This window comes from Streptomyces sp. NRRL B-24572 (genome assembly GCF_002156145.1).
Taxonomy (GTDB): Bacteria; Actinomycetota; Actinomycetes; order Streptomycetales; family Streptomycetaceae; genus Streptomyces; species Streptomyces vietnamensis.
This window is the reverse complement of the sequence record NZ_MWIG01000288.1, coordinates 1-24,118: the sequence shown is the minus strand read 5'-3', so window position 1 is coordinate 24,118 and position 24,118 is coordinate 1. Positions and strand designations below refer to the sequence as shown.

Below are 24,118 nucleotides of genomic sequence, written 5' to 3'. Positions count from 1 at the left end.
GCACGCCGCTGATGACCGGCTGCCCGGCCCGGAACGGGGCTTCGGGCAGCTCGCCGGCGGCGGTCGCGCAGGTGAGCAGGATGCGGCGGAGCGCGGCCTGACCTGGCCACCCACCGGGGTCTCCGTACACCTCCAGCGTGACCTCCGGCTCGGTGGCCCAGGTCGGAGTCCGCGGCTCCCCGCCGGGCCGGTGGCTCACGCGCAGGTGCGGCCACAGGGACTCGGCGACACCGGATACGCGGCCAGGCCCCCCGAGGGCCGTTGCCACGGCCGGGTGCTGCTGGAGCCACGGCAGCAGCGCCGAGACGGGGTCGGTCGAGGCCAGGCCGGGGCTCATCAGCCGCGATTCCAGGCTCAGTCTTCAGCAAGATCGAACTCGACTACGACAATCCACTCGTCCCAGGCGTAGCCCACCCCGGACCCGAGCACACCCACCGAGCCGAAGACGAGTCCTGATCGGGCTTTCGAAGGTGCCAATGTGTAGGTGGGGACCCTCGGCGGCGGGCTGGCCGGTGGGCCGCGAAGGGCCTGGCGGAATGCCCAGAAGCTTGCCTGGCGAGCCAAAAGGGGTGTCGGGTGCCCGACTGGGTGATCTGGCGGCCGTGCCGGGCTGGCCGCCGCGGTCAGTTTGCCTTCTGCTTTGCGTCGATCTCAGAGATCAGGCCCTCGATCAGACCCTTGATTTCGTCCCGGGTGGGTCGGACGGCTTCGACACCCTGACCGGCCGGGTCCTCGAGCTGCCAGTCGAGGTACGTCTTGCCGGGGAAGTACGGGCAGGCGTCGCCGCAGCCCATGGTGATCACGTAGTCGGATGCCTGGACGGCCTCGGTGGTCAGTATCTTCGGCTTCTGGGCGGAGATGTCGATGCCCAGCTCGGCCATGGCGGCCACGGCGGAGGGGTTGATCTGGTCGCCGGGCGCGGAGCCTGCGGAGCGGACCTCGACGCGATCCCCGGCGAGGTGGCGCAGGAAGCCAGCGGCCATCTGGGAGCGGCCGGCGTTGTGGATGCAGACGAACAGCACGGACGCGAGCGGGGTGGCGGACATCGGCTCTTCCTTCGGGGCGGGTGGGCTGCCGGCGTGCAGGCCGTCGAGCAGTGGGCGTCTCGTTGAGTTCAGCCCGGACTGGTATCAGTCCTGGGTGATGTGAAAATATCAGTGGATGATGACGTCAGTCGACACTGATCTGATCCGGGTTCTGGCCGACCCGCTCAGGCTCCAGATCGTGACCCTGCTCGCCCGCGAAACGCTGTGCACCACCCACCTGGTGGAGGAGACCGGTGCCAAGCAGACCAACCTCTCCAACCACCTGAGAGTCCTGCGTGAGGCCGGGGTGGTGGAGACGGAGCCCTGCGGCCGGTTCACCTACTACCGGCTCAAGCCGGACGTCATCGAGCAGATCGCCGGCCAGTTCGCCGCACTCGCGCAGACCGCGCGCCTGACCGCCGAGGCGAACTTCAAGCGTTCCTGCCCCTGAGCCTTTCCGTCCCCTGCCTCACCTGCCGAGGAGAACCAGCCCGTGACCGCCACCGAGCCCGCCGCGAGGGACGCCAAAGCCGCCGACATGTCGCCGCAGCCCGCGCCCGGCGCCACCCCGCCGCGCACTCAGCTGATCGGCGCGGCCGTGGGCCTGGCCCTGGTCGCGGTCATCTTCATGCGCAGCAAGGCCGACGCGGAGTGACCCAGACCCTGGACGTGGTGGTGATCGGCGGCGGCCAGTCCGGGTTCGCCGCCGGCTATCACCTGCGCCGCCTGGGCCTGGACTTCGCCATTCTCGATGCGCAGCCGACGCCGGGTGGTGCCTGGCAGCACACCTGGGACTCCCTCCACCTCTTCTCGCCCGCCGCGTACTCCTCCCTCCCAGGCCGCCTCATGCCCCCGCAGCCGGGCGAGACGTACCCCGACACCGCCCACGTCGTCTCGTACCTCACCGACTACGAGCAGCGGTACGACCTCCCGGTCCACCGCCCCGTACGCGTGGCCGGTGTCCACCGTGACGGCGAATTCCTGCGCGTGGAGACCGACTCCGGTATGTGGCGGGCACGGGCGGTCATCAGCGCCACCGGCACCTGGTCGCGCCCGTTCGTGCCCGCCGTGCCCGGGCGTACGGAGTTCACGGGTGCCCAGCTCCACACCGTGGAGTACCGCAGCCCGCGCGACTTCGCTGGACAGAAGGTGATTGTGGTCGGCGGCGGAAACTCAGGCGCCCAGATCGCCGCCGACCTCGCCCACGACACCGCCCTGACCTGGGTCACCCTGCGCGAGCCGCGCTACCTCGCCGACGACATCGACGGCCGGGCCCTCTTCGACCACGCCACCGCTCGCCGCCGCGCTCTCGACGAAGGCCGCGCCGACACCGGCGGCGTCGCCTCCCTCGGCGACATCGTGGCTGTCCCGCCGGTTCGGGCCGTGCGCGATGCCGGCCTGCTCAAGGCCCGGCCGATGTTCGACCGCGTGACCTCCAGCGGGGTCGCCTGGGCCGACGGCATGACGGCCGAGGCGGACGCGATCATCTGGTGCACCGGTTTCCGTCCCGCCCTCTCCCACCTGGCCCCACTCGGCCTGCGCGGGGCCCGAGGCCACATCCCCACCGCCGGCACCCAGGCGATCGGCGAACCCCGCCTCCACCTCCTCGGCTACGGCGACTGGACCGGCCCCGCTTCCGCGACCCTCATCGGCGTCGGCCGCCCGGCCCGTGATGCCGCGCGTGCGATCGCCGAACGGCTGAAGGTCGTATGACCCCCTGAGTGGGCGGGAATCATCCATATGCGGCAACTCTGTCCGGGAGCGGGAGCGGGAGCGGGAGCGGCGTGATGGCAGATGGTCGTCCGGTACTGGACCAGCGGGCGGTTCTCGATGAGTACGACCAGGCCCGACGGACTTTCCACGCGCTCCTGGACGACGCCACGCCGGACTTCCTCGCCCGCCCGACCAGCGGCACGCGATGGACGAACGGCCAGCTGCTGTGGCACATGTTCTTCGGCTACCCCGTCACCCGGGTCCTGCTGGGCCTTACGCGCGGCTTCAGCCGCCTGCCTCGGAGCGTGAGCAAGACCTTCGCCCGCGTGCTCGACGCGGGAACACGGCCGTTCGACGTGATCAACTACCTGGGGCCGTGCGGCGCGGTGAAGGTCTTCGGGCCGCGGAGGATGGGCGTCGCGTTCGACCGGGTCACCGGTTCGCTGGAACGGCGGCTCGCGAGGGAGTCGGAGGACGATTTGGCACGGGGGATGCACTTTCCGGTGCGGTGGGACCCGTTCTTCAAGGACTTCATGACCCTCGCGGACCTCTACCGGTACCCCACCCGGCACTTCGACTTCCACCGCGACCAACTCACGCTCGGCCGGAGCGGCTGAGGCCCGTCAGTCGATGTGCGAGCTGCGGCGTTCGACGAGGACCGTGTCCCGCCATACCCCGTGGTGACGGCCGATGCGTTCGCGGGTGCCGATCACACGGAATCCGGCCTGCTCGTGCACAGCGAGGCTCGCGGCGTTCTCGGGGAAGATCCCGGCCTGGATCGTCCAGATCCCGGCTGCCTCGGTGGAGTCGACCAGTGCCTTCAGCAGCATGGAGGCGACGCCGCGTCCGCGCGCGCCGGGGTGGACGTAGACGGAGTGCTCGACCACGCCCGCGTACGCGCACCGGTCGGAGACCTTGGTGGCGGCGACCCAGCCGAGGACGCGCCCGGTCTCGTCGAGGGCGACAAAGCGGTGCTCGGGCAGCTTTGCCGCGTCGAACGCCTCCCAGGCGGGGACGGTGGTCTCGAAGGTGGCGTTGCCCTCGTCGATGCCGGCCTGGTAGATCGCCAGGACCTCGGTGGCGTGCTCGACGGTCAGCGGTGTGAGGGTGACGGTGGCGCTCACGCGGTCGCGGCCTTGGTCAGCAGCTGCCCCATGGCGGCCAGGACGGCGGGCTCGACGCGGTAGTAGACCCAGGTGCCGCGCCGCTCGGAGGACAGGAGCCCGGCCTCCTTCAGCTTCTTCAGGTGGTGCGAGACCGTCGGCTGGGAGACGCCGACGTCGGAGATGTCGCACACGCATGCCTCGCCGCCCTCATGCGAGGCGACCGCCGAGAACAGCCGCAGCCGCACCGGATCACCGAGCGCCTTGAACATCCTCGCCGTCCGCTCGGCCTCCTCGGCCGTCAGCGGGCGCTCGGCCAGGGGCGGGCAGCACGGCTCGACCTCGGGCTCCAGTAGCGGCAACACGGTGGCATTCGACATGCATCTATGTTGACACACGTCGAACCAAGGCGAGGAGGCCGTCGACTCTTCCAGTAGGGGTGCCCCTGACCATGCAGATTCGATGGATGTCTATGTTGACGTTTGTCGATGTCCAGTGCCATCCTGGGCCCCGAAGAGATCGACAAGCGTCGAAGCAAGGGGAACCGTCGTGAACGCCATCGTCACCGACCAGCTGCCCGTCCTCGTGATCGGCGCCGGGCCCGCCGGCCTGGCCGCCGCCGCCCACCTCGTCGAGCGCGGTCTCGAACCGCTGGTCCTGGAGGCCGGCGCGAAGGCGGGTGCGGCGGTACGCGAGTGGTCGCACGTCCGGCTGTTCTCCACCTGGGGCGAGGTCACCGACCCGGCCGCCGAGAAGCTCCTCGCGCCGACCGGCTGGGTGAAGCCCGACGCAACGACGTATCCGACCGGCGGTGACTGGGCGGAGCAGTACCTCCAGCCGCTGGCCGACGTCCTCGGCGACAAGGTCCGCTTCGGCGCCACGGTCACCGGCGTCTCCCGCTCCGGCCGCGACCGGATCGTCGACGCGGACCGCGAGTCCCAGCCCTTCGTCGTCCACGTCGCCCACGCTGACGGACGCGAGGAGCGGCTCTTCGTCCGCGCGGTGATCGACGCCTCCGGCACCTGGTTGACTCCGAGCCCGGCCGGCGCCTCCGGCCTGCCGGCCCTCGGCGAGAAGGCCGCTGCCGACCGCGTCACCTACCGTGTCCCCGACCTCAAGGATCCGGCCATCCGGGCCCGTTCCGCGGGCAAGCGCACCGCCGTGATCGGCTCCGGCGCCTCCGCGTTCACGATGCTCGCCTCGCTCGCGGATCTGGCCAAGGCCGAGGACGGCGAGGGGACGAAGGCCGTGTGGATCCTGCGCCGCGGCATCTCCGGCTCGACCTTCGGCGGCGGTACGGCCGACCAGCTGCCCGCCCGCGGCGCGCTCGGTCTCGCCGCGAAGGCGGCCGTCGACGAGGGTCACGCGGACGCCGTCACCGGCTTCCGTACGGAGGCGATCGAGCGCGACGGTGAGCAACTCGTCCTCGTGGCGGAGGACGGCCGGCGCCTCGACCCGGTCGACGAGGTCATCGTCCTCACCGGCTTCCGCCCCGACCTGACCTTCCTCGACGAGCTCCGCCTCGACCTCGACGAGCGCCTCCAGGCCCCCGTCGCCCTCGCCCCGCTCATCGACCCCAACCAGCACTCCTGCGGCACCGTCTACCCGCACGGCGTGAAGGAGCTCTCCCACCCGGAGGAAGGCATCTACCTGGTCGGCATGAAGTCCTACGGCCGCGCCCCCACCTTCCTCGCCCTCACCGGCTACGAGCAGGTCCGCTCCGTGGTCGCCGCCATCGCCGGCGACCACGAGTCCGCCGAACGCGTCGAACTCGTCCTGCCCGAGACCGGAGTCTGCGGCGGCGCCGGCCTGTTCGACCAGCCGGCCACCGACACGGCGAGTGAAGGGGGTGGCTGCTGCACCCCTGCCCCCAGGCTCATCCAGCTCGGCACGACGACCTCCGCTCCCTCCTGCGGCTCGTGACCGACCTCAACACACGCACGGACGGGGCGGCGACCGGAACCGGGCACCGGCGCGACCGGAACCGGGCACCGGCGTCGCTCCGTATTTCTCGTCCCCGTGGCATCCCGGCCGGTGGCCGCGGCTCGCCGACTGCGAGATGCAGTGCGTCGCCGGTTGACTTTCGAGCCGCCTCGAAGGTCAACCCCGCTTGGCCCACCGCCGGGCGAACCGAGCGGCTGCCATGCCGGTCACGAGGGCGGCAAGCGGCACGGCGACGTTCGCCCAGGGAGCACTGACGGGCTTGTAGGTGGCGGTTCCGTCAGGACTTCACTCGGCCGGCCCTTGAGTTCGCGGAGATCCTGGGCGCGGTCACGCAATGGTCGAGGGCTGCGGGCAGCCGCGTGCGAGCTGCCCGCATCCGAATGTCAGGGGTGCTTCTGTGCCAGGGTGCGTCGAGCCTGGTGCGGTGCGCGTCGGCGGTGAGCCGCGGCGCGTAGACGGGTCGTCCAGCCGCGTCGAGGACACGTCCGAGGTGGTGGTGGCCGGCCATGTGGCACCAGGCGGGCAGGTCGAGCGCGGGCGCAGGGCCAGTGGCGAAGACGTGGACGACAGCGCCAGGGGCGACGCCGGGGGGATCACGAGTGCGCGGCGGCCGACAGCGGTGGATCCCGGAGGTGAGTGTCGGCATCCGGCGGATGATCGCCGAAGCGTGCACTTGGACCGCGCATGGTCCGGGAAGCGTGCCTGGAACCGGCTATGCGCTACACGCGGTGGCCGGGTGATGCCTCAACGTGTCCAAGCTTACGGGTGCCTGGGAGGCAACCTTCCCTCCAGGCAGCCGACTTCACTCGCCAGAAGAGCCCAAGCGCCTTGGGGGAGTAGCTGACCAGCAGGTTCTTGGTCTGCTGGTGGTACACACCTCGTGTGGCTGCTGACCAGGCAAAACGGTAGTCGGCGCGGCCTTCCGCCGGGGGCTGGTCCGGAAATGGTCCGGATCTTGGTCTGGCGGCGCCGTCTCGGGTCATGCTGCGGCTGCAGTGGGAGTGATCGGGAACGATCAGGACCGGACGGGGCAGAGGGGTCTGGCTGCCCGGACGTTACGACAACCCCGTCGTCCCGGGCGTAGCCCACCCCGGACCCGAGCGCACACAGCGAGCCGAAGGCACGTCCTGATCCAGGGTGCGCACAGTTCCTGACCGGTCCCCTCACCTCTGCCGTGAGCAGGGCAGGTTCGGGTCACCCGCCACCATCGTGAACGACAGCGACCCGCCGTCGTACGGCAGGGCGACGACGAACAGTGTGTACCGGCTCCAGTTCTCCCCCCAGACCCAGACGTACGGGGCCTCGCCCGCATCGGCGGGCGCGGTGGTCAGGTGGTGGGGTATGCGCCGACCACGGGGTTGAGGGCGGATGCGGCTACGTCGCCCGGTCGGATGCCGGGGACGAAGTCCGTCCAGGCGCCGCTGAGGGGGGTCGGCTCGGGGATGATCCTCGTACCGTCCGCGTAGTAGGTGGTGGACAGGACGCGCCGGGGCGCGGTGGTGCGGTTGGCTCCGGCGGTGTGGAAGCAGTCGGCGGCGTGGAAGGAGACCTCTCCAGCGGAGAGCGGCTCGGCGAAGGGACGTGCGCCGGCCTGGCGGAGGCGGGCGGTGACCTGTTCGTCGAACGCACGCCGCAGGGGTGACGCCGAGAGCCCCGACAGCGCGCGGCTCGCGTCCTGACGGGAGAGGCAGCCCAGCGGTCCACTCTCGGTGGGGATGTCCCGCAAGGGCATCCAGGAGGTGACGATGGCGGGGGAGTCGAGCGGGTAGTGGTCGCTGTCCCGATGCCAGGGGGTGCGCCCGCAACCGGGTTCTTTGGAGAGGATGTTGTCGTGGTACAGCCGCACCGCGTCGACCTCGATCAGCTGTGCCGCGATGTCGCCGAGTCGTCGCGACAACGCGACGGCCCGCATCAGCGGGTCGGTCAGCCACAGCTGTTCCAGGGCGAGGAACCGGCCGGGGTTGTCCGGACCGTACGCGGTCTCCAGGAGCCGGTCCGCACGCTGCGCCAGCGCCGCGACCACGGCCGGGGCGAGCACGCCGGGAAGCCGGACGAATCCGTGACGGCGGAAGAAGGCGAGGGCCTCCTCGGACAAGAGGTAGGGAGCGCCGAGCGCTTCCTCGACCTCGCGGTCGGAGGCGGCGGCCACGAGCGGGGCCGGAGCGACCGGGGCCGACTGCGCCGGTTCGGCTCCCGGGTCCGCGGCCAGGGTCATGTACCAGTCCCACCACCGCTGGTCGTCACCCGCCCACTCGCTCGGAACGCCTGCTCCCGCGACGTGGTACTCCGGCGTTGTGAAATCGGGCACGGGCACCCCTCCATCCGGTGAACAGGGACGGCGCAAGTCTCATGCCTGGAGCGGTCACTGTCCGGCGTACGGGCTCCGTCGTCCGAAAACCACTCTCGGCGGGCCGCGGGCCGAGGCGCACCCGGTTGATGAGGGAGCCTCAGAGGTAGGTCTTCGACGCGACGATCTCGGAACTCGTGGTCCCCGTATGCCGAGGAGAGATGATGCCGGTGATCCGTGGTGAGGGGGGACGTGCGTTCGTGCTCGCGCGTCAGCGCGCAGCCTTGACCGGGCCGTTCGATGAAGATCGTCGGCTGATCACCGATCTCGGGACGGCGCGCCGGTTCCCGGTCGACGCGCGCAACAGCCGGGCCCGGGTGCTCCAGGTGCCCGCCGGACCCGCGTCCGCCATGTCGGTGACGGAGATGGACGCACCCCGGCACAACCGGGTCCGGGGACCACTGAGCGCCGCGTTCTCCGCCCGTGCGGCGGCTGCCGACACTTCAGGGCCGGGTCCGCGCCTTGGTCGCGGGCATGCGGGCGGCAGGTCCGGTCCGTGGCGTGCTGGCGGAGTTCTGCGTCCCCTTCGCCTACGCGGCTCACTGCGATGTGCTCGGCGTGCCGGAACACGTACGGCCGACGCTGTATCACTGGTCCTGCGCCCGGTCGAAGAACCCCGAGGCCGGCGGTGCCGCCCTGTACCGTGCGGAGTTGGGTCTGTACGCCGCTGTCGGCGAGTTGCTCGACCACCACGGCCTCGCGCCGGGACTCCTGCGGGACCTGCTCGGGGCTCACCGCAGGGGCGTCCTGTCCGCCGATGAGGTCAAGGGGCTGGCCGCGTCGCTGTTCTTCGACGGCCACATATCGGCCGCCAACCAGATCGCCACCTCCCTTCTCTGCCCGTTCACGCATCCGGAGTGGACGAACAGGATCGTTGCCGAGCCCGGTCTCCTCGACCCGGTGGTCGAGGAGACGCTGCGGTTCAGCCCCGCCATCGCCATCGGCATGACCCGCGTGACCTCCGGGGAACGAGCTGCGGTCGCCTTCGGCCTGGCGTCCCTTGTGGCACACTCCACGCGGGTCAGTCCCACCGCCTCCAGCGCCCGTGACATCACGGCCGTCTCCGGGCGGCGCAGGGGCCTGGCCATGCGGGCGGGAAGGTAGATGTCCGGAGCCCAGGGCAGCGTGATCGCCGGGTCGCGGGTGAACAGCAGGTTTGGATCGCCTGCTGCGACGTCCTCGTACTCCTCCGCGCCCAGGAGCTCGCTCAGGTACAGGCACGGGATGCCCGCGCCTTCGACCGCTCCGGTGAGGGCCCGGTGTTGCGCGGCCAGTCGCATGGTGTCGGGGCGCTCCCGGAAGAGCAGGCGTCGCTCCAGTTCCTCCGTCGGTACCTCGCTCATCGAACCGAGGGCGCCGAAGGGGACCGGATCGTGCACCAGTACGGTGGCCTGCCGGGCGGAGTGTTCCGCTGTGCCTCGGGATGTCGTGTCTGCTGCCCCTCTCGTGCCTGTCCGCGGTGGTCACCGCCAGGACGACTGCCTGATGTCGATGACGTGCATGCCTGCGGCCGTGGCCGCGGTGATGCCGTCGTCGGTGTCCTCGTGGGCGAGGCATCGGCCGGGGGAGACGTTCAGCAGTCGGGCGGCGTGGAGGTAGGCGTCGGGCGCCGGTTTGGGGTGGGTGACGTCGTCGCGGCCGACGATGGTCCAGGGGAGGTCGTCGAGTCCGACGGCCGCGAGGCCGTGGCGCACGATGTCGCTGTAGTTGGCGGTGACGACCGCGACCGCGGCGTGTTCGGCCGCCTTGCGGGCGGCGGTTTCGGCTGCGGCGATCGGCCTGATCAGGTCGGTGTGGGCGAACCAGTAGGCGCGGGCCGCCTCGACGAAGGTGTCGTCGGGAAGGGCGGCCGGGGTGATGCCGAGGCGCAGGCGGAGCTGTGGGGCGGTGAAGACGGACTCGGTGGCCACCCAGGTGAGGGGCACGGTGATGCCGTGTGCGGCCAGGGAGGCGTGTACCGCGCCGTGGTTGACGTCGGCCGTGTCGGCCAGGGTGCCGTCGAAGTCGAAGTCGAAGTCGAAGTCGAAGTCGAAGGCGTAGGTGGCGTATTGGCTGTCGGGGCCGTACGTCATCCTCTGTCTGCCATGGGGCCTGCTGGGGTTAAGTCCACGTCGAAGAGGAGGAGTTCGGCGATGCCGTGCACAACCCGGTTTTGGTGGGTGCGGAGTTCGGCGGGGTCGACGGCCAGGTGGAGGTCGGGGAAGTGGTGCAGCAGCGTGGTGAGCAGGGTGCGCAGCTCGATGCGGGCCAGCTGTTCGCCCAGGCAGTGGTGCGGGCCGTGGCCGAAGCCGAGGTGGCGGGCGGCGTCGGGACGTTGGGGGTCGAAGCGTTCGGGGTCGGCGCCACCGGGAGGTCGGTGCGCAGCCACTGGAATTCGGCGGGCAGTTCCACGGGGCCGGGCCGGTCGACGGGCAGCGTGATCGGCGCGCGCCCGGGCAGGTCGTGGGCGTGGTGTCCATGGCGGTCTCGTTCGCCTCGCTCTCACCGGTTCCCGTCGCCGTCGCAGCTCGCGAGGGCCAGCAGGACCCAGATGTCGGAGAAGACCGGGGCGTCGAACAGCAGGGGCCGTGGGGCCACCTGGTCGGGTACGGCGGTGAATCCGCCGTCCGCGTCCTGGCGGGCCAGCAGGTACGCCACGCCCGCACGCACGGTCGGGTCCTCGTCGAGGCGCAGGCCCATGGCGGACAGGGCGAGGAGGGAGTAGCAGGTGCTGGCGATGTCGCTGCTGTCGCCGGGCCGGTATCCCCAGCCGCCGTCGGGGTTCTGCGCCTGGGTGAGGAATCGTTTCGATGCGGCGGTCGCGTCGGTGATGCGCTGCTTGAAGGCGGTGCGGGTCGGTTCGGGCATCGAGTGCAGGGCCCACATCGCCCGCCAGATGGTGTTGGCCTCGCTCAGGCTCCAGCTGCGCTCGAACGTGCCGTCCTGGCGCTGGTCGTCGAGCAGCCACCTTGCGGCGCTGTGCAGCAGGTCGGCGTTGCCGCTGCCGTTCCAGGCCAGGGCGCTGACCGCGCCGCCGGTCATGCCGACCTCCGACGGGTCGCCCTGCATGTAGGTGGGGTATCCGCCGTCCTCGCCGACGATCGCGCGGAGTTAGCCGGCGGCGCGCTGCAGGGCGTCGTGGTGGCGGACGGGATCCACGGTGGCCAGGCACGCCGCGGCATACGCGGTGTCGTCGACGTCGCTGTGCCGCATGTCCTCTCCGAACGCCCACCCGCCGTCCGGCAGCTGCTGGGCGAGGAGGTGGTCGCACATGCGCCGCAGGAGCTCGGGGTCCGCGTTCGCGCGCGCCAGGGCCAGGACGGCCGGGCTGGTGCTGAACACGTCCAGGTTCGCGATGCTCGGCAGGCCGCCGTCGGGGTTCCGGCACGCCACCAGAGCTTCGGCACCGGCGGTGATCAGCGGGGCGTCGGGGGCGAACTGCTGGACGGCCAGCAGGGCCAGGAGGTGTGCGGTGGTGTAGTTCTCCCATACCGGCGCCCGGCTGGAACCCAGCAGCTCAAGGAGCTGGTTCCGCTCCTGGTCGGTGATTTCGGAGGCCGCACCATCGCCTGCGCGGCAGCCCTGCTGCCCGTGACGATCCTGCGCCCGTGGTGCGCCGCGGTCGTGGTGCTGGTGGGCACCATGGCCTGGCTGTACACGGCCCCCTTGATCCCGTGGCGCGGGCGGCGGCTGGCGGTCCGGCAGCTCCCCGGCGTCAAACTTCCGTACACCATGGCCGGGTGGCTCCTGATCACGGTGCTCCTCCCGGCCGTCCAGCAGCACCTCCTCGGCGACGCGCGCACGTGGTACCTCGCCGCGGCGGGCACGCTCATCGGCGGCGTGACCGCCCTCCTCAACGACCTCCGCGACCTCCACACGGACGCCCTCGCCGGCACCGGCAGTCTCCCCGTACTGCTCGGCGAACGCCGGACCCGCGTCGTCGCCTACGGAATGGCCGTCTGCGGAGCGGCAGTCGGACAACTCGTCCTGCCCCTCCCCACCCTGTTGTGGGCCGCCTACAACAGCACCCTGCTCGCCTCCTACCGCCCCCGGCCGGACGCGTACCCCAGGCCCTGGGGTGATGCCCAGGGCCTGGTCCTCCTGGCCGCGGTCCTGTTGACCCGATGAGATCCGCCGGTGACGCGCTGACCGTCAGCGCCCGATGCTCCGGAGGTTTCGCGGTCGGCGGCTCGGCGGTGCGACGTGGCCGGCCGAGAACGGTCGTCCTCCAAGGTCAGCTGTCCGAGCCGCTCTCGTCCGGGCAGAAGCTGTGCGCGTGCCGAGATCGCGGGTGGTGACCACACCACCGGCGTGACGATGCCGGATGTGGCGGGCGACCGCCCACTCATATGGAGCACGGCCGGGCCCCTGACATCGGTGCGGCCGTATCGTCCGGCGATGTCGGTCGTTGCCGGAGTATGAACAAGATCAGCGCGCTCGGCGCGCTCACCCTTGCCGCGCTCAGCTTCGCCGCCCCCGCGCAGGCGGCCGGCGACGACATCATCGACCAGCTCACCCCGGGTACGGGCATCCCGGTGGCCTTCGGCCCGGAAGGTATCCCGGGCAACGGCGTCAACGCCCTCGGAAACTGGAACGCCAACGCCGGCCACGTGGCCCTGCAGCAGGTCGCCCAGCTGGCGCCATCCCAGCACGAGGTGCAGGGCATCACCTCCGATGGCCTGGGCGTCGGCGGTGCGCTTGGCGGACTGTTGCCGAAGGGCTGATCCTTTGCGGGGGTTCCAGGGGGAATTCGTCGTTGCGGTCGATAACGGTCCATGGGAGGCCGACAAGGCCGACGACTTCCAGACCGTGATGCGAAGGCGCCCATGTGGGACGGCACGCGGCCGTTCGGCCCAGCTGGGGCGTGAGACCACGGTGTGGCGGGGACCACCATCTGTGGACCAGCACGCCGACGCCTCTGGAGCCCCTGTGCCCCGACTCTTCGAGTCCGATGCCATCTCCCTGGAATCCGCGAGCGCCGAGAGGCTCGCGACGGACGGATACCTGCCCCTGCCCGGCCTGATCACCGCTGATGGTCTGGCCTTGCTGAGGCGGGAGGCAGCCGGGCTGGAGGCGCTCGCCCGGCGTCGGGACTTCACGATGGCTTGCATGGACCATTCGCCGCGTCACATGACCACCCTGGGCGGACAGGTCATCGCCGCGGCATCCGAGGCCATTCCGGCGTTGTACCGAGATCCGGCGCTGCTCGGTCTGGTGGGCCGGGCGGCGGGTGAGCCGGTCATCGAGGTCGGCGACCCGGTCGAGCGCCACGTGCTCAACATCCTCCATCGCGCGGGCGACACCCACGGCGCCCACACCGACGACCACCCCTACGCCCTGGTCCTCTTCCTCGAAGCCCCCGACGACCCCGCCGACGGCGGCCTGGTCCACTTCCTGCCCCACGCCGGCTCCCTGCGCGACCTGGCAACCGCCGCAGGAGCCCGCACCGCCCACCATCGCGCCGGCGACGCCTACCTCCTGCGCAGCGACACCACCGCACACCGGGTCACCCCACTCGCTCGGCGGGGAGTGCGGCGCACGGTGCTGAACTTCGCGTACACCACTCCCACGGCCCGCCCGCACTCTTCGCGTTCGGCTGCCGAGCTCTACGCCTGACGCCGCGCGGGAGCCGCGACCTGCAAGGGCCCCGCCCCGTCCGGCACCGACGGGCGGCCCGAGCCGACCGCCCCCACACGACCGCCCGGCCCGCCGTCGGCGGCGGGCCGGTCTTGGATCTCGCGGGCGTGCCCTACGACCAAGCAGCCGCCCAGCACCTCACGGAGCGGGCTCGTCGAGGTGGCTCAGAAGAACCCGAGCTTCTTGGGACCGTAACTCTGCAAGATGTTCTTCGTCTGCGGGTGGTCCAACGGGCACACGCTTCTGACCGGCAGGAACGATGGTCCTGTGCGTCGATTCGGTGGCGCTGGACCGCGTATGGTCCGGATCTTGGCGTAGCGGGAGTCGCAGCCCGGGTCGGCGAGTCGTGGCGTCGGCGGGTCAGGTGCGGTCGATCGGCTGCTCGGCCCAGATGGTCTTGCCGGACGTGCCGTAGCGGCTTCCCCAGCGGCTGCTCAGCTGGGCGACGAGGAAGATGCCCCGGCCGCCCTCGTCGGTCGAGCGGGCGCGACGCAGTCTCGGGTGCGTGTTGCTGGTGTCCGTGACCTCGCACACCAGCACGTGGTCACGGGTCAGGCGCAGCTGCGCCGGGCTGTGCGCGTGGCGGATGGCGTTGGTGACGAGTTCGCTGACGATCAGCTCGGTGCTCAAGGCGAGGTCGTCCAGTCCCCAGAGGGAGAGCTGATGCGTCGCGGCACGTCGTGCCTGGGCGACGGCCTTCACATCGGCCGGGAACGTCCATGAGGCGGTGTCCGAGGCCGGGACGGCGCGAAGGCGGGCGAGGAGGACGGTGACGTCGTCGGCGGGCGGGGATGTCAGTGGCGCCGTGTCCACCAGCTCGCGGCTGATCTCCGGCAGCTTCTGTCCGGGACGACAGGCGGCGGCGAGGCGGCCCAGGAGGTCCTGCGGCTCGCGGTCCCGGCCGGTGAGACCGTCGGTGTAGAGGGCGAGGGTGCTGCCGGTGGGCAGCCGGACCTCGGTGACCTCGAAGGGCAGGCCGCCGACACCGAGGAGGGGGCCGGGGTCGACGTCCAGGTAGCGGGTGCTGCCGTCGGGGTGGACGACGGCGGGTGGTGGGTGTCCGGCGCTGGCCAGCAGACAGGTCTGCGCCACCGGGTCGTGGACGACGTACAGGCAGGACGCGCCGACCACGTCGGGGTGGGCGGCCTCGGAGGCGGCCCGGTGGACCAGGTCGTCGAGGCAGAGCAGGACCTCGTCGGGCGGCAGGTCGAGGTCGGACAGGGTGTGCACGGCCGCGCGGAGCCGCGCCATGGTGGCGGTGGCCTGCAGACCGTGTCCGATCACGTCGCCCACGACGAGGGCGACGCGCAGGGAGGAAAGAGGGACGACGTCGAACCAGTCGCCGCCGACGCTGGCGGGCCCTTCGGCCGCGAGGTAGGCCCCGTCCGTCTCGGCCGCGGCCGTGTCCGTGCTCGCCGGCGGAAGAAGGCTGTGCTGGAGGGTGGTGGCCGTGCGGTGCTCGCGGGTGAACCGCCGGGCGTTGTCGACCGCAAGTCCGGCTCTGGTGGCGAGTTCCAGCATCAGCTTCTTGTCGCTCTCGGTGAACGGCCGGGTGTCACGGGTACGGGTCACCGCCACGTATCCGACGGCGACCCCGCGCGCGAAGAGCGGTGCGCCGAGAATCTGCCGCGCGTCCGGAGCCACGCCCGCGGCGATCAGACGGGGATCGTCACCGAGCAGGTCGAATGCTTGTTCGCGCGTGGTGGCGGTGATGGTGACACCCTCCGACACGGCGGCGAACGCCGATCGCTCCGGGAGGGGCGGCCACAGCTCACCGACCTGCGTCATCTGGGCAGGCCGCGGGCCGTGGACGTGTTTGGCGGCGACCAGACGCAGTTCCTCGTTCGCCTCGTAGAACGAGATCGGCTCGTCCCCGGCGAGGACGGAGTCGGTGAGGCTCACACTCCCCTGGTCCCCGAGGGCCGGGATGAGTAGGTCGATCAGGTCCTCAGCCGTCCTGACGATGTCGAGGGAGCTGCCGATCCGGGACGACGCCTCGTACATCATGGCCAGACGGGCCCGGTCCGCGCCTTCGTCGCCCGTGGACGGGGCCCGGACCCGCTCCGCGGAGAATGCCAGCGCCAGGGTCGTACCCTCCTGCGTCGGCAGCGCCGCGAGCGCCACCTTCGTGGAGCTCCCGTCACGGCGGCGCAGGATCGCCCGGAACCCCCCGATCGGGCCTTCCGCCCCGGCCATCACGGCAGACAGGTCGGCCGGATCCGCGAACAGCCGCGATACGTCGATGCCGTCCAGTTCGTCGGCCGGGTAGCCCAGCAGCTCCGCGGCGTCCTCGGAGCAGCGCACGACCTTCCCCGTCGCGCTGACGTCGATCAGCACCGGCGCGGCAGGGGAGGACTCGCCGGCCCATCCGGCGACGGGGTCAGACTCAGACGCCATGAATGCTCCCGGCGGTCGGTCCTCGGTTCGGTGGACAAAAGGTGATCCGAGTCGTCCCTCATCCAGTATGACCACGGCGACCGGCGACGGCACGGCGTTCGGCCTCCAGGCGGTCGGTGCGCGGTCCGCAACCGCGTACCGACCGCCTCGCGCACACCGGGCGTGATGTCCTCAGTCCGTCGCGTCCGGCTTCACGAGGTCGGGGAGTTTCGCGTCGAAGAGTCGGGCGAACGTCAGCGAGGGCGGGATGTGACCCGGGTCGGGGCCTCGTCGGCGACGTTCGAAGCCGACGCGGAGGCCGCGAGACGCTGGTTGGGCGTGCCGTGGTGCCCACGACTGCGGAAGCTGCAGTCGCCGCCCTGGTAGAAGGACTGGGTGGAGGCCGGTACGCGCTGGGTGTTGAGGGCTTCGCCACGGGAGTGCGTGAGGTAGTACGAGCTGAAGGCGTCCGCCATCAGCTCGGTGCGAAGGGTGGCCTCAGGGCCGGCGAGCGCGGTTGCGACGAGCGGGTTCGGAGGCAGCGTGCGCTACGGACGCCTGGACCATCTCGGACGCCGGGCATGGCTGCGCCGGCACGAGGTCCCCTACGACGGGCTGTGGTGCGCGCCGTCGGGGACCACCGCCGGGACGGCGTCGTGGAGGCCGAACTCCTCGACCGGCACGTCCGCCACCGCTTCGCGGGCGGGTGTCCCCGGGCGGCCGCGACCGTGTCGTGGCCGTCTGGCGCCGTACAGGCCTGCCCATCCGGCAGGTCAACCACGGCAACCTCTGAGTCTCACAGGGACGGAACGCCGTTCCACGGGCGGACGGCCTCGATCGCCGAAGCGGCGCGGAAGACCGTGGTGTCGTCGTACGTACGGCCCACGATCTGCACACCGGTGGGGACTCCGGTGGAGGCGAATCCGGACGGCACGCTCAGCACCGGGCAGCGGCTGGCGATGTTGAACACCGTGGTGAGCGAGGCCTCCAGATAGTTGTCCAGCTCGACGCCGTTGATGACGACCTTCGTCGACGTGTAGTCGTCGTCGGCCATGTAGGCCGGGATGGCGAGGGTGGGGCAGAGCAGCACGTCGTACCGTTCGAGGAGCGCGCCGATCTCCGCCTGTATCGCGCCCTCGACGGTCAGGCCCTCCAGGAAGCTGCCGGGCTCGCGGGCGGCGCGGCCGACCTGCTCGGCGAAGGCCAGAGCGTACGGCGTGAGCTTGTCGCCGTGCTCGGCTGCGACCGACGCGATGTACGGGCCGAAGATGGTGCCGAAGTGGATCATCGCGGCCTTCATGACGTCCGCACGCGTGATCCCGACCTCGACCTCCTCGACGATCGCTCCGGCCGCGCGCAGGGCCTCGGCGACCGCGCGCGTGTTGGCCTCGACCTCGGGGTCGACCTGCCAGTCCCCGAGGGTGACCGACAGGGCGACGCGAAGGCCCTCGGCGCCCTCGAAGCGGTCGGGCAGGAGCAGCTTGGGCTTGACGGAGACGCCGTCGAGCGGGTGCGGCCCGGCGATGACGTTCTCCAGCAGGGCACAGTCGGCGACGGTGCGGGCCATCGGGCCGTCGTGGCAGTACGTGTCGAGGTTGAACGGCGCCATCGCGGGAACCCGCCCGTACGGCGGCTTGAAGCCGACCGTGCCCGTGGACGAGGCGGGGATGCGGATGGAACCGCCGATGTCGGAGCCGGTCGCGAGGGTGGTCTCGCCCGCGGCGAGGGCGGCGCCGGCACCGCCCGAGGAGCCGCCCGGCGAGAAGCCGAGGTTCCACGGGTTGCGGGTGACGCCCCACAGCCGCGACTGGGTGACCGCCGCACAGCTGAACTCGGGCGTCGTCGTCCGCGCGTGCACGATGCCGCCGGCCGCGAGGACGCGCTCGACGACCGGGTGGGTCTCGTCGGCGACCTCGTGCTCGAAGGCCAGGGAGCCGTCCGTGGCCCTCCGGCCGGCGATGGGCTGCTCCTCCTTCGCCGCGACGGCGAGCCCCTCCAGCGGGCGGGGCGGCTCGCCCTTGCCCGCGTAACGGGCCTCGGCCTCGCGTGCGGCGGCGAGGGCCTCGTCGAAGGTGCGCTCGGCGAGGGCGTTGACCTTGGGCTCGACGGCCTCGGCGCGCGCGATGACCGCGGTCATCAGCTCGACGGGCGACAGCGAGCGGTCGCGGAACCGGCGCAGCGCTTCGGTGGCCGACAGATAGGCGAGGTCGGTGAGATCGGTCATGCGGGATCCTTTGTTCGTGGTGTGCGGGAGATCGGGAGGGGGCGCGGCCCGCGGAGGTGCCGCCCGGCTCGGGCCGGTCGCGGCACGGACGGGAGCGGCAGGCGCGTGCGCGGCTACGGAGGTCGCCTCAGGACTCTGCGCCGCGGCGACCTCGATGGTGGGTGCGGACGAGCACGCGGGACCGGATCGGCGGCCCCGCGTGACGGCCGGGGTGCTGTCGCCGGCAGCCGACTGCCGGCGCGGCGGCGCCCCGGGCTCGTGTGCTCACTCCGCGGCGTGGACGAGCTCTCCTCCGACGTACGTCCGTACGACCTTGGCCTCGGCGATCTCCTCCGGCGGGGCGGTGAAGACGTCGCGGTCCAGCACGACCAGGTCGGCGAGGAGTCCGGCCTGCAGGCTGCCGGCCTCGTCCACGCCGTTGGCGTGGGCCGCGCCGGCCGTGTAAGCGGCGAGGGCGGTGGCGAGGTCCAGGCGCTGCTCGGGGAGGAAGACCCGGTCGTCGGTGGCCTCGGGCTCCATGCGGTTGACGGCTACGTGGATTCCGGCGATCGGATCGGGGCTGCTGACCGGCCAGTCGCTGCCCGCCGCGAGGGTGGCGCCGGCCCGCAGCAGGGAGCCGAACGGATACTGCCAGGCGGCGCGCTCCGGCCCCAGGAAGGGGATGGTCAGCTCGTCCATCTGCGGTTCGTGCGCGGCCCACAGCGGCTGGATGTTGGCGATCGCGCCGACCTCGGCGAACCGTGCCAGATCGTCGGGGTGGACGACCTGGAGGTGGGCGAGGTGGTGCCGGGTGGCCCGGCGGCCGTTGGCGGCGCGGGCGGCCTCCACGGCGTCCAGCGCCTCGCGCACGGCACGGTCGCCCAGGGCGTGGAAGTGCACGTGGAAGCCGAGGGCGTCCAGTTCCGTGACGTGGGAGCGCAGCGCCACCGGGTCGACGAAGCTCAGACCGGTGTTGGCGGTCACGCAGCCGCAGGAGTCCAGGTAGGGGCTGGTCATCGCGGCGGTGAAGTTCTCCGCGATGCCGTCCTGCATGATCTTGATCCGGTCGGCCCTGAACCTGCCGTGGGTCAGTTCCTCGCGGCGGGCGACCAGCTCGGGGATCTGCTCGGCGCCGCGGTCGCGTTCCCACCACAGCGCGCCGGTGACCCTGGCCGTCAGCGTGCCCTCGCGGGCCGCCGTCAGATACGCGTCGGCGGGGTCGGGCTGGCCGTTGAACACGCCGAGCAGGGCGTCCTGCCAGCCGGTGATGCCCAGCGAGTGCAGCAGGCTCTGCGCCCGCAGCAGGCCGGCCAGGCGGTCGGCGGCGGTGCTCGGGGGAAGCAGGCGGGCGACCAGCTTGGTCGCCCCTTCCTGGAGCACGCCGCTCGGCGTGCCGTCCGCCTCCCGCTCGATCCGGCCGTCGGCAGGGTCCGCGGACTCCTTGGTGAGCCCGGCCAGTTCGAGTGCACGAGTGTTGGCCCAGGCCCCGTGATGGTCGCGGTTGACCAGATACACGGGGCGGTCGGGGACCACCGAGTCCAGCAGCTGCCGGGTGGGCAGCCCTCCTTCGAAACTCTCCATGGACCAGCCGCTGCCGGTGATCCAGGTCCGGTCGGGGTGGGCGTCGGCGAAGTCGCGGACACGGGTCAGGTAGTCGTCGACCCCCACGGTCCCGGTGAGGTCGCACTCGGCGAGCTCCACACCGCCGTAGACGGCGTGGATGTGCGCGTCCTGGAATCCGGGGATGAGCAACTTGCCGCGAAGGTCGACGACTTCGGTCTCGGGGCCGATCAGCTCCCGTACTTCGTCGTGGCCGACTGCGGTGATCCGGCCCCCGGTGACGGCGAGGCTGGTCGCCCGGGTGCGGGCGGGGTCGCCGGTGTGGACGGGGCCGTGGGTGAAGAGCAGGTCGACCTTGCGCATGGGAAGGTGCTCCGGTGGGTCGGTGAATCGGTGAATCGGTGAATCGATGGGCCGGGAGCGGCCCGCTGGGTGCGGGGACCGGCCTTGGCCCGCGGACGATGGGGCTGCCGCGGGCCACGGGAGTCAGTCGGAGTGCGGACCGGTGCCGAATCCGGGGGTGAAGTACGGGGCCTTGCGGACCCAGCGGGCCCAGGCCGCCACCATCAGACCGGAGGCGAGCATCAGGGCCGGGATGAGCAGGGCGAACCAGCCGTTGTCCGCGGAGACCTCGAAGTGGTCGGCGGAGTCGTAGAACACCCAGGCCAGGTAGCCGCCCACGGCAAGCAGGGTGGCTGCTCCCAGCAGCGGGCCGACGACCGCCCGCAGGGCCTCCACCGGCGAGGTGCGCACGAGACGGCGGAAACGTACGGCGGCGGCGATGGCCGTCAGGGCGTAGTAGAACGCGACCAGGATGCCGATCGAGTTGACGGCAGCGAAGATCACATCGTTGACGGTCGGGATGACCAGCGACAGCAGGGCGAGGACGACGGCGAATGCGGTGATCAGCAGCGTGGCGGCGTAGGGGGTCGGATAACGGGGGTGGAAGCGCGTCCAGACGGAGCCGAGGGTGCCGTCCCGGCCCATCGCGTACATCCCCCGGGCGGTGGGGATGACCGCGGCCTGCAGCGACGCGGCCGCGGAGAACGTCAGGGCGATCAGCGGCAGGGCGGCCAGCGGCTGGTCGGCGAGCTTCTCACCGAAGTACGTGAGCCCATGGGCGCCGTTGCCGGCCAGTTCGCCCAGAGGCATCACCCGCTGGAAGGCGGTGCCCCCGAGCAGGAAGAGCAGCAGCATCACGGTCAGGGCGATGAAACCGCTGCGGGAGGCGACACGTGGGTCACGGACCTCCTCGCTGACGCTGAACACCGACTCGAAGCCCCAGTAGCAGAAGACCGCCAGGACCATGCCCTGGGCGAGGCCCTCGAAGGAGGGTATGGCGAACGGGTTGAACCACTCGAGGGAGAAGGGCTGGTCGCCGGCGAACAGACCGTACCCGCAGAACCCGAGCAGCACGACGTACTCGAAGATCAGCAGCCACTTCTGCAGTCCTGCCGCGAGCTCCACCCCGCGTACGGCGACGAGCGCGGCGGCGATCAGCACGACCAGGCCGATCAGGGTGGCCTGCAGGGTGGAGTCCGGGTCGAGGTGGAGGCCGGCGACGCTGTGGACGGAAGCCTGGCCGAGGAGCTGGATGATCGCCGAGCCGGTCACCGTGGTGGTGTAGGCCATGAAGACGATGGTGCCGACGGTGTTGACCCAGCCCGTGAGGAAGCCCAGCCAGGGACTGAGGGTGCGGCCGACCCAGGTGTAGCTGCTGCCGGCGTTCGGCTCGACGCGGCTGAGCCGCCCGTAGCCGCCCGCGATGCCGAGGATGGGCAGGAAGGCCAGCAGCATGATGGCGGGCAGATGCAGGCCGACCATGCCGGCCATCAGGCCGAGCCCGATGCCGATACTGGTGGTGGCCGCGGTACTCGAGGCGGCGATCGCCACACCGCCCCAGACGCCGAGCGACTTCTGCATCGTGGACGGAGTGGCCGGGACGGGGGCTTGGGATCTTCTGCCCGAGTCCTTGGTCGTTGCTGCCAACGGATCACCGCCTTGCTCGTGGGAGGACGCGGCCGCCGAGGGGAGGGGGCAGCCGGTTGGCACGCAGTGAAGCGTGCGATCCGTTTACAGGTCAATAGCGTTGTCATAAGGTCCCTCCATGGCTGAACGAGTGGTTCCGGAGCCGCGACGGCGGCGCAGAAGGCCGACCAAACAGGGCACCGTGCTGTCCGAGCGGATCATTGTGGAGACCGCTCTGAGTCTGATCGGCCAGCACGGGGCGGAGGCGCTCACCGTCCGGCGGCTCGGCGCCGCGCTGGGTTGCGATCCGAGCGCGCTGTACCGGTACTTCCACAACACCGACGACCTGCTGCTGGCCATCGCGGACGAGCTCATCGGCCGTGCCCAGGCGGACTGGCAGCCGACCGGCGACTGGCGGGCCGACCTGCGCGACATCGGCCTGCGCGTCCACGCCGCGTACCAGGCCCACCCCCAGGCCGCCATGCTGGCGGCCCACCGGACCACCGGGCGGGACCACGAGGCGCGCGCCGTCGAGAAGATCCTCGGCATCCTGCGTTCGGCGGGCTTTCCGGACCCGGAGGCGGTCCGCATCTACCACGCCTTCGTGGACCAGGCACTGGGCTTCGCGGCCCTGGACGCCGCCGAGCTCGCCCTGCCGGCGCCGGCGCGGTCGGCGGACCTCGGGGTGTGGCAAGCCCGATACAGCCGGCTGAGTGCCGCCACCCATCCGAACATCGCGGCGACGTCCCGCCTGCTGGAGGCGGACATGCGGCAGAGCGGGTACCCGTTCGCGTTGGAACTGCTGCTGGAGGCCGCGGCGACGAGGCTGCGCCCCGCTTGCTGATCGTTGTCGGCGTACGGAGGGACTGTAAATCATTGGGTGTTACTCCCGATCAAGGAAGATGCACCGATGACCAGTGAGAACGTGACCGAGGCCGTCGAACAGTCGGAGTCGAAGCCGTCGAGGGCGGTGGATGACCGGCTGATCGACGAGCTACAGAACTTGAATGCGTGATGTCGGGGCCGCCTGTCCAGTGGGAGTCGCCCGCCTCGTGGGCCTACGGGTGTTGCCGGACAGTCCCATCGGGAGAGGATCCTCCCGTGAGCCGGCCCCTGCCGCAGTTGCCGAAGCCCGAGTTCGTCCTGATCACCATCGAGGCGCCAGCCGAGGTGCCCACCCAGATCGCTGTCGGTCTCAGGGAGACCGGCATCCCGGGCGGGTTGATCGGGTACGAGTACCGGCCGCTGAGCCAGCCGGTGTACTTCGGGAGGATCGGCGAACGGGGGCTGGTCGCCATCGCGACGAGTGGCCTGTTCGGACGCATCGCCGTCGATGTGGCCAGTGGGCATGTGGTGCAGATCCCCGAGGTCGAGTCAGCGACGACCCATCACGTGAACCGCGACCTCGACTCCTTCAACCGGTGCGTCGCGGCCGTGATCGCACGCTTCCCGTTCTATGCGGAGGGCGACCAGGAGAGGTGTGAGGAGGTGGCGGAAGAGCTGCGCGTTCTCGTCTCCGGCATCGACGAGACCGCTCTCGCGGACAACGGGTTCTGGGAGACCTTCTGCGATGATGTGGCGATGGGAGACCATGCGGACTGGGAGGCGTGATCCGGACGATTTCCCGACGCCGGTCAGCCGTCCAGGCTCAGGCCGGTGGCAGCGATGCAGCCGTCGACGAGGTCAGGGCGGTACTGGATCTTCTTGAGGCGACAGAGCGGCGGCGACCTCTCGGTTCGTCTCCCCGTCCTTGAAGCGGACGACAGCCTGCAACCGGATTCGCTCCCGTGCGGCTCTCTCGGCGTCGGTCAGCCCACCGCCCTGCGCGTATCTCATTCCTCAGGAGCTACCGGAGCGAGCAGGCCGCTGTCAGGCGAACCGTCCCGACATCACCCGATCAAGTTCAGTATCTGCTGCTACAAGTGACTCGTCCGCCTCACCACATAGGACACGGTCAAAGGCGCCAGCGGGGGTGAGCGCCGAATTCCGGTGCATCATCGGGGAACATCGGCAGGAGTTCTCAGCGCCACGCCGCAATCACTGGAGACGGGCCTTGCCTTGGCCCTGGCTTTGCCGGACGCCCCTCCTGTAGCTCTTTTAAGACGCTTCCTTTTCGGACGGGTCCTTGGGGTGGCGCCTCGGGCGCAGTCGAAGACGATGCGGGCCAAGGTCGGGTGGACCGTCGTCTCTCGTTCCGAGTCTCGTCCGATCGGTTGGATCTTCAGCTCTGCCGCGCCGGGCGTGGCAGAGCTGAAGATCCAAC

At 71.0% G+C, this 24,118-nt stretch carries 25 protein-coding genes; 11 read left to right on the top strand and 14 right to left on the bottom strand.

The features are described from left to right. Together CCN56_RS18345 and CCN56_RS18340 are read right to left on the bottom strand one after the other, a co-directional pair. Window positions 1-337, bottom strand: a 337-nt coding sequence (locus CCN56_RS18345) for a hypothetical protein (protein WP_086828184.1), incomplete at its 3' end; no start/stop codon positions are given. Window positions 338-623: 286 nt separating this feature from the next. Further along, window positions 624-1,046: an arsenate reductase ArsC gene (locus tag CCN56_RS18340; protein WP_086828182.1), complete on the bottom strand. Its 423-nt coding sequence runs from the start codon at window positions 1,044-1,046 to the stop codon at window positions 624-626. Between the two features lie 115 nt (window positions 1,047-1,161). Between CCN56_RS18340 and CCN56_RS18335 the strand changes: the two genes are divergently transcribed. The 4 genes from CCN56_RS18335 (at window position 1,162) to CCN56_RS18325 (ending at window position 3,355) form a co-directional block, all read left to right on the top strand. Continuing rightward, a complete protein-coding gene (locus tag CCN56_RS18335; protein WP_086828180.1) occupies window positions 1,162-1,476 on the top strand; it encodes a helix-turn-helix transcriptional regulator in 315 nt (104 codons plus the stop codon). Between the two features lie 42 nt (window positions 1,477-1,518). Further along, window positions 1,519-1,680, top strand: coding sequence for a hypothetical protein (locus tag CCN56_RS44640; RefSeq protein WP_256962026.1), 162 nt, complete (start codon window positions 1,519-1,521; stop codon window positions 1,678-1,680). Next, window positions 1,677-2,738 (top strand): ArsO family NAD(P)H-dependent flavin-containing monooxygenase, encoded by a 1,062-nt coding sequence (locus CCN56_RS18330; RefSeq protein ID WP_086828178.1) that lies wholly within the window; start codon window positions 1,677-1,679, stop codon window positions 2,736-2,738. The genes CCN56_RS44640 and CCN56_RS18330 overlap by 4 nt, the downstream gene beginning before the upstream one ends. 74 nt (window positions 2,739-2,812) lie before the next feature. Next, window positions 2,813-3,355, top strand: a complete 543-nt coding sequence (locus CCN56_RS18325; protein ID WP_179199893.1) for a DinB family protein — start codon at window positions 2,813-2,815, stop codon at window positions 3,353-3,355. 6 nt (window positions 3,356-3,361) lie between these two features. Here CCN56_RS18325 and CCN56_RS18320 read toward each other — a convergent pair whose 3' ends face one another. Then, window positions 3,362-3,862, bottom strand: coding sequence for a GNAT family N-acetyltransferase (locus CCN56_RS18320; RefSeq protein ID WP_086828176.1), 501 nt, complete (start codon window positions 3,860-3,862; stop codon window positions 3,362-3,364). After that, window positions 3,859-4,221, bottom strand: a complete 363-nt coding sequence (locus CCN56_RS18315; protein ID WP_086828175.1) for a helix-turn-helix transcriptional regulator — start codon at window positions 4,219-4,221, stop codon at window positions 3,859-3,861. Before CCN56_RS18315 ends, CCN56_RS18320 begins: the two co-directional genes overlap by 4 nt. Window positions 4,222-4,390: 169 nt before the next feature. On the opposite strand from CCN56_RS18315, the gene CCN56_RS18310 reads away from it, so the two are divergent. Beyond that, a complete protein-coding gene (locus tag CCN56_RS18310; RefSeq protein ID WP_086828173.1) occupies window positions 4,391-5,764 on the top strand; it encodes an NAD(P)-binding domain-containing protein in 1,374 nt (457 codons plus the stop codon). A 1,348-nt stretch (window positions 5,765-7,112) separates the two neighbouring features. Here CCN56_RS18310 and CCN56_RS18305 read toward each other — a convergent pair. Further along, window positions 7,113-8,093 (bottom strand): phytanoyl-CoA dioxygenase family protein, encoded by a 981-nt coding sequence (locus CCN56_RS18305; protein WP_086828171.1) that lies wholly within the window; start codon window positions 8,091-8,093, stop codon window positions 7,113-7,115. A gap of 540 nt (window positions 8,094-8,633) precedes the next feature. Between CCN56_RS18305 and CCN56_RS18300 the strand changes: the two genes are divergently transcribed. After that, window positions 8,634-9,236: a hypothetical protein gene (locus CCN56_RS18300; RefSeq protein ID WP_143664550.1), complete on the top strand. Its 603-nt coding sequence runs from the start codon at window positions 8,634-8,636 to the stop codon at window positions 9,234-9,236. 359 nt (window positions 9,237-9,595) lie between these two features. Here the strand turns inward: CCN56_RS18300 and CCN56_RS18295 are convergent, their stop codons facing one another. The 4 genes from CCN56_RS18295 to CCN56_RS43270 all read right to left on the bottom strand — a co-directional run bounded on the left by CCN56_RS18295 (window position 9,596) and on the right by CCN56_RS43270 (window position 11,504). After that, window positions 9,596-10,204 carry an HAD-IA family hydrolase gene (locus tag CCN56_RS18295; protein ID WP_086828167.1) on the bottom strand — a complete coding sequence of 203 codons (609 nt, stop codon included), beginning with the start codon at window positions 10,202-10,204 and terminating at the stop codon, window positions 9,596-9,598. Then, a complete protein-coding gene (locus CCN56_RS44635; protein ID WP_373412865.1) occupies window positions 10,201-10,500 on the bottom strand; it encodes a cytochrome P450 in 300 nt (99 codons plus the stop codon). The genes CCN56_RS18295 and CCN56_RS44635 overlap by 4 nt, the downstream gene beginning before the upstream one ends. A gap of 113 nt (window positions 10,501-10,613) precedes the next feature. Continuing rightward, window positions 10,614-11,180 carry a prenyltransferase/squalene oxidase repeat-containing protein gene (locus tag CCN56_RS18285; protein ID WP_086828166.1) on the bottom strand — a complete coding sequence of 189 codons (567 nt, stop codon included), beginning with the start codon at window positions 11,178-11,180 and terminating at the stop codon, window positions 10,614-10,616. 42 nt (window positions 11,181-11,222) lie between these two features. Then, window positions 11,223-11,504 (bottom strand): hypothetical protein, encoded by a 282-nt coding sequence (locus CCN56_RS43270; RefSeq protein WP_179199892.1) that lies wholly within the window; start codon window positions 11,502-11,504, stop codon window positions 11,223-11,225. 72 nt (window positions 11,505-11,576) lie between these two features. On the opposite strand from CCN56_RS43270, the gene CCN56_RS43265 reads away from it, so the two are divergent. From CCN56_RS43265 to CCN56_RS43260, 3 genes are all read left to right on the top strand, one after another. Further along, window positions 11,577-12,239, top strand: coding sequence for a UbiA family prenyltransferase (locus CCN56_RS43265; RefSeq protein WP_306300611.1), 663 nt, complete (start codon window positions 11,577-11,579; stop codon window positions 12,237-12,239). 290 nt (window positions 12,240-12,529) lie between these two features. Continuing rightward, a complete protein-coding gene (locus CCN56_RS18275; RefSeq protein ID WP_086828164.1) occupies window positions 12,530-12,835 on the top strand; it encodes a hypothetical protein in 306 nt (101 codons plus the stop codon). Between the two features lie 385 nt (window positions 12,836-13,220). Then, window positions 13,221-13,727 carry a hypothetical protein gene (locus tag CCN56_RS43260; protein ID WP_218779424.1) on the top strand — a complete coding sequence of 169 codons (507 nt, stop codon included), beginning with the start codon at window positions 13,221-13,223 and terminating at the stop codon, window positions 13,725-13,727. A 381-nt stretch (window positions 13,728-14,108) separates the two neighbouring features. On the opposite strand, the gene CCN56_RS18265 is transcribed toward CCN56_RS43260, so the two are convergent. The 5 genes from CCN56_RS18265 to CCN56_RS18245 all read right to left on the bottom strand — a co-directional run bounded on the left by CCN56_RS18265 (window position 14,109) and on the right by CCN56_RS18245 (window position 21,810). Continuing rightward, window positions 14,109-16,145 carry a SpoIIE family protein phosphatase gene (locus CCN56_RS18265; protein WP_086828160.1) on the bottom strand — a complete coding sequence of 679 codons (2,037 nt, stop codon included), beginning with the start codon at window positions 16,143-16,145 and terminating at the stop codon, window positions 14,109-14,111. A gap of 233 nt (window positions 16,146-16,378) precedes the next feature. Further along, entirely contained in the window at window positions 16,379-16,600 is a 222-nt protein-coding gene (locus CCN56_RS18260) for a hypothetical protein (protein WP_086828158.1), read from the bottom strand. Between the two features lie 320 nt (window positions 16,601-16,920). Further along, window positions 16,921-18,348, bottom strand: coding sequence for an amidase (locus tag CCN56_RS18255; protein ID WP_086828156.1), 1,428 nt, complete (start codon window positions 18,346-18,348; stop codon window positions 16,921-16,923). Window positions 18,349-18,612: 264 nt separating this feature from the next. Further along, the gene (locus tag CCN56_RS18250) at window positions 18,613-20,250 is read right to left on the bottom strand and encodes an amidohydrolase (protein ID WP_086828154.1); all 1,638 of its coding nucleotides are present in this window, start codon (window positions 20,248-20,250) and stop codon (window positions 18,613-18,615) included. Between the two features lie 123 nt (window positions 20,251-20,373). Beyond that, a complete protein-coding gene (locus CCN56_RS18245; protein ID WP_086828152.1) occupies window positions 20,374-21,810 on the bottom strand; it encodes an APC family permease in 1,437 nt (478 codons plus the stop codon). A 184-nt stretch (window positions 21,811-21,994) separates the two neighbouring features. Here CCN56_RS18245 and CCN56_RS18240 point away from each other — a divergent pair, with 184 nt between their 5' ends. Together CCN56_RS18240 and CCN56_RS18230 are read left to right on the top strand one after the other, a co-directional pair. After that, a complete protein-coding gene (locus CCN56_RS18240) occupies window positions 21,995-22,699 on the top strand; it encodes a TetR/AcrR family transcriptional regulator (protein ID WP_086828150.1) in 705 nt (234 codons plus the stop codon). A gap of 257 nt (window positions 22,700-22,956) precedes the next feature. After that, entirely contained in the window at window positions 22,957-23,466 is a 510-nt protein-coding gene (locus tag CCN56_RS18230; protein ID WP_086828148.1) for an SUKH-4 family immunity protein, read from the top strand. Window positions 23,467-24,118: the final 652 nt, after the last annotated feature.

What these genes read in the sequence shown, in the direction of transcription:
- CCN56_RS18340 (WP_086828182.1), bottom strand. Translation starts at nt 1,046, where the DNA reads ATGTCCGCCACCCCGCTCGCGTCCGTGCTGTTCGTCTGCATCCACAAC.
- CCN56_RS18335 (WP_086828180.1), top strand. Translation starts at nt 1,162, where the DNA reads ATGATGACGTCAGTCGACACTGATCTGATCCGGGTTCTGGCCGACCCG.
- CCN56_RS18325 (WP_179199893.1), top strand. Translation starts at nt 2,813, where the DNA reads ATGGCAGATGGTCGTCCGGTACTGGACCAGCGGGCGGTTCTCGATGAG.
- CCN56_RS18315 (WP_086828175.1), bottom strand. Translation starts at nt 4,221, where the DNA reads ATGTCGAATGCCACCGTGTTGCCGCTACTGGAGCCCGAGGTCGAGCCG.
- CCN56_RS18295 (WP_086828167.1), bottom strand. Translation starts at nt 10,204, where the DNA reads ATGACGTACGGCCCCGACAGCCAATACGCCACCTACGCCTTCGACTTC.
- CCN56_RS18285 (WP_086828166.1), bottom strand. Translation starts at nt 11,180, where the DNA reads ATGCAGGGCGACCCGTCGGAGGTCGGCATGACCGGCGGCGCGGTCAGC.
- CCN56_RS18275 (WP_086828164.1), top strand. Translation starts at nt 12,530, where the DNA reads ATGAACAAGATCAGCGCGCTCGGCGCGCTCACCCTTGCCGCGCTCAGC.
- CCN56_RS43260 (WP_218779424.1), top strand. Translation starts at nt 13,221, where the DNA reads ATGGACCATTCGCCGCGTCACATGACCACCCTGGGCGGACAGGTCATC.
- CCN56_RS18265 (WP_086828160.1), bottom strand. Translation starts at nt 16,145, where the DNA reads ATGGCGTCTGAGTCTGACCCCGTCGCCGGATGGGCCGGCGAGTCCTCC.
- CCN56_RS18260 (WP_086828158.1), bottom strand. Translation starts at nt 16,600, where the DNA reads ATGGCGGACGCCTTCAGCTCGTACTACCTCACGCACTCCCGTGGCGAA.
- CCN56_RS18255 (WP_086828156.1), bottom strand. Translation starts at nt 18,348, where the DNA reads ATGACCGATCTCACCGACCTCGCCTATCTGTCGGCCACCGAAGCGCTG.
- CCN56_RS18250 (WP_086828154.1), bottom strand. Translation starts at nt 20,250, where the DNA reads ATGCGCAAGGTCGACCTGCTCTTCACCCACGGCCCCGTCCACACCGGC.
- CCN56_RS18245 (WP_086828152.1), bottom strand. Translation starts at nt 21,810, where the DNA reads ATGCAGAAGTCGCTCGGCGTCTGGGGCGGTGTGGCGATCGCCGCCTCG.
- CCN56_RS18240 (WP_086828150.1), top strand. Translation starts at nt 21,995, where the DNA reads ATGGCTGAACGAGTGGTTCCGGAGCCGCGACGGCGGCGCAGAAGGCCG.